The sequence below is a fragment of the Streptomyces sp. adm13(2018) genome (assembly GCF_008042145.1).
Lineage (GTDB): Bacteria > Actinomycetota > Actinomycetes > Streptomycetales > Streptomycetaceae > Streptomyces.
Window position 1 is genome coordinate 1 of the sequence record NZ_RDBH01000064.1, and the last position, 3,674, is coordinate 3,674.

3 protein-coding genes and 1 pseudogene are annotated in these 3,674 nt (G+C 74.6%); all 4 read left to right on the forward strand.

Annotated elements, in window-relative coordinates; genetic code table 11:
* Nucleotides 1-84: 84 nt before the first annotated feature.
* Nucleotides 85-909, forward strand: a complete 825-nt coding sequence (locus EAO70_RS05710; protein ID WP_148001918.1) for a DUF4436 domain-containing protein — start codon at nucleotides 85-87, stop codon at nucleotides 907-909.
* 164 nt (nucleotides 910-1,073) lie between these two features.
* Nucleotides 1,074-2,315 (forward strand): serine hydrolase domain-containing protein, encoded by a 1,242-nt coding sequence (locus EAO70_RS05715; RefSeq protein ID WP_148001919.1) that lies wholly within the window; start codon nucleotides 1,074-1,076, stop codon nucleotides 2,313-2,315.
* The gene (locus tag EAO70_RS05720) at nucleotides 2,312-2,746 is read left to right on the forward strand and encodes a winged helix DNA-binding domain-containing protein (RefSeq protein ID WP_261992688.1); all 435 of its coding nucleotides are present in this window, start codon (nucleotides 2,312-2,314) and stop codon (nucleotides 2,744-2,746) included. The genes EAO70_RS05715 and EAO70_RS05720 overlap by 4 nt, the downstream gene beginning before the upstream one ends.
* 170 nt (nucleotides 2,747-2,916) lie before the next feature.
* Nucleotides 2,917-3,636 (forward strand): annotated as a pseudogene (locus EAO70_RS05725) (SUKH-3 domain-containing protein); the annotation flags it as partial.
* Nucleotides 3,637-3,674 lie beyond the last annotated feature (38 nt).

Here is a 3,674-nt window from a genome sequence, read left to right on the forward strand (position 1 = left end):
GCCCCGAGCGCTTCACCGAGCACACCGGCAACGGCTTCCCGCTCACCCGCAGCCTCGACGACCCGGACGCGGAGCGCCGGACTCGTGATCCTGGCCGTCGCGGCGGCCGCCGTCTGCGGCCTCTGGCTCCAGTTCGGCGAGCGCCAGGACCTGGACACCCGCCACACCGCCGGAGGACAGGCCCCCGACCGGATCGACATCGACGCCTCCGTGCAGCGCGTCGACGCCTCCGGCCGGGAGCTGGTCCTGCGCCTCCTCGTCACGCCCCGCGGCGCGCTCGCGGAGGCGGGCGGCGTCTCCCCCGCCGAGAACCTGACCCTCCAGACCTCCTCGGCCGTACGGGGCGACCTCACCTTTCCCGCGCACAGCAGGATCGCCACCGTCGACGTGCCGGTCGCCCTGACCGGCGGACCGATCACGGACTACCCGTTCGACGTGTACGACGCCGACATGGAGTTCGGCGCCGTGCAGGGAGGCCAGACCGTGCCCGTCCGCATGACGCTCACCCACCGGGACGCCCTGTTCTCCCTCGCCGTCGACACCGCCGAGATCAAGGGCACGGCCGTCCTCACGGCCGAGGTGGCGCGCTCCCGCAGCGTGCTCGTCTTCTCGGTCTTCATGATGCCGGCGATGTGGGCCCTCACCGTCGCCGTCCTCATGGGCGCCTGGCACCTCGTACGGCGGCGCACGGGCCTGACCTGGCCGGCGCTCGGCTGGATGGCGGCCACCCTGTTCGCCCTCGCCGCCTTCCGCAACACCGCCCCGGGGGCGCCGCCCATCGGCAGCCTCCTCGACTACCTGGCCTTCTTCTGGGCCGAGACGCTCATCGCGTTCTGCGTGATCGTGGTCGTGGTGCGTGCGGTCCGGGCGGAGGGCCCACCGCCGCCGCGCGACGGGACCACCATCTGACCGGGGTCCACCGCAGCCTGATCCCGGGGCACGGACTCCCGACCGTGCGCCCGGGTCAGGCGCCGTCCGGGCGGGGCCGCCGTCTGCCCCACACGGGCGGTCCTCGCGCGGTCCGCGGAGTGTTCCCCCGGAACCGTCCCCCTCGCCCCGAGATAGTGCGAGGCATGACGCACACCCCCCACTTCCCACGCACACGCGCGCGGTTCCGCAGGGCCCTGCTCTGCGCCGCCGTCCTCACCCTCGCCGCCCAGACGGCGGCCGTCGCCCCGGCGACCGCCGGGAGTCCCGACGGCCGCGGATCCGACTGCGTGCGGACCCGGGGCCACCTCGACGGCCCGGGACGCCAGGTCCGGGAGATCACCCGGCAGGCCAAGGAGGACCTCCGGCTCAACGCCGTACAGGTACGGGTCACCATCGACGGGCGCGAGGTCCTCACGGACGCGCTCGGCGAGTCCATGACCGGCGTCCCGGCCGAGCCCGCCATGCACTTCCGTGCCGGCTCCGTGGCCTTCGCCCACCTCGGGACGGCCCTCCTCAAACTGGTCGAGGAACGGCGCGTCCGGCTCGACGACACCGTGGAGCGCTGGCTGCCCGACCTGCCCCGGGCGGACCGGATCACCCTGCGCATGCTGGCGTCCCACACCACGGGCATCCACGACTACGTCACCGACCCTGCGTTCGGCGCGCAGCTGGGGCCCCACCCGTTCAAGGCCTGGACCCCCGAGGAGCTGGTCGCGTTCCCGCTGCGCCACTCCCTCTGGTACGAGCCGGGCACGAGCTGGAGCTACTCCCACGCCAACTACATCTACCTGGTGGAGGCCCTGGAGAAGATCACCGGCGTACGGATCGACCGGCTCGTGCGGGAGAAGGTCACCGGTCCGCTGGAGCTCCGGAACACCCGGAACAGCTTCACGCCCGAGATCCCGGAGCCCGTCCTGCACGCCTTCACCTCGGACCGCGGGCTGTACGAGGAGTCCACCTTCTGGAACCCGTCGTGGACGACCGCCCCGGGCGCCGTCATCACGACCGACATCTGCGACCTCGCCCGCTCGGCGCAGGCCATCGGCGCCGGTGAGCTGCTCTCGCCCCGCTCGTACCGCACCCTGCTCGACCCGGGCACCGTCGGTCTCGGCGGCGGGTCGAGCACCTGTCCCGCCACGATCTGCCTGAAGCAGACCGAGGCCCGGCACTTCGGTCTCGGGGTCATCGTGGTCAACGGCTGGGTCGTGCAGAACCCGTCGTTCTCGGGGTACGCGGCCATCCAGGCGTACCTCCCGTCCGAGCGGCTCGCCATCGCGGTCTCGGCGACCCAGACGGCCACCACCCCCGAGGGCAACCAGGCCGAGGTCGTCGCCGAGCGGATCGCGGCCGCGCTCGCGCCCGGCGACCCGCTCGCGATCAGCTGACCCCCGCGACCCGCCGCCGAGACCGACGGTGCCCGGGTCGAGCAGGGTGCTTCCAGGACGAGCGGGGCACCGAGCTCTTCGACCTCCCCGACGCGCCCCGCCCGGCCGAGGACACCCCCGCACCGCCCCGTCTCCTCCCCGAGTTCGACAACCTGCTCCTCTCGCACGCCGACCGCACCCGCGTCGTGCCCGCCGACCTCCGCGGCCGCACCTGGAGCGGCAACCAGGCCCACCGGGTCTTCCTCCTCGACGGCTTCCTCGCCGGGATCTGGCACCTCGACGAAGGCAAGGAACGCACCACGCTCACCCTCGAACCCTTCGCACGAGTGACGCGCTCCGATCGCGCCGCTCTCGTCGCGGAGGCGGAGCGGACGCTTCTCCTCATGACCCCGTCCGGCGCTGCCTATGACGTGGTGATGGCGGAGAGTTGACAGGGCGTCGAGTCGATCCCGACGGACGCGAAGGACGGCGCCGGCGGCCCGGGAGACAGGAACCCCGGAGGCACGGGCGGCGGCAAGCCCCCGACCGGCGGTGGCGGCCAGGGCGGCGGCAGTGACGGCGGCACCTCGGGCGGCAACCCCCTCAACCTCCAGCCGGCCGCGAGGTCGCGGCGACCGGCTGCGTCGTGGACCCCGAGGAGGCCCGGTACGACGGCCCGTCCCTGCGCGGGCTCGCCGAACGGCTGGGTTCCCGCCTCTTCCCGCTCGGCCGCACGGACGCGGACGCGCCGTTGGCCGTCGACGAGGAGGGCCGGCTGTTCTCCGTCGGGGCCGGAGGCGCCTGGCTGCACGGCGGGACCGTGCGCGAGGGGCTCCTCGCCCTCACTGAGGGCGTGCGGCCCGTACGGCTCCGGGGCCGGGAGTGGCAGTGGCCCCTGCGGACCGAACCGGCCGACCTGGCGGCCGGCGTCCGGGCCGCGCTGGTCGCCGTCTACGTCCTGCACACCCACGGGGTGTTCGGCGCCCGGACCCTCCGCCTGCGGGCCACCACGCTCCGCGGGATCGGCGTGACCGTCCTGGAGCAGGACTTCCGGCTGCGCCCGGGGTCCCTGGAGGGCAACGCGCCCTCCCTGGTCGAGGCGATGGAGACCGAGCTGTCCGGGCTCGCGCAGACCTCCGGCTCGTGCGAGCTGGTCCTGTCCGTGCCGGCGCCGCGCGGTACGGCGGCGCCGCTGGCGGACGTCGGCTGCGCCGTCGCGCTCGGCGGCCCCGACGGCCTCGCCCTGACCCTGACCGCCGGGGCGGGAGCCTCGGTCGGCTCGCCGGCGACCGCCCTGGAGGGCTGCGTCACGGCCTTCGACGCCTGGTCCGCCGCACTCTGAGCCCCCCTGGGTGCGCAGGACGCGGACGGCGCCCCCCC

Excerpts from the sequence above, each read along its gene's own strand:
- EAO70_RS05715 (WP_148001919.1), top strand. The coding sequence starts at position 1,074 with ATGACGCACACCCCCCACTTCCCACGCACACGCGCGCGGTTCCGCAGG.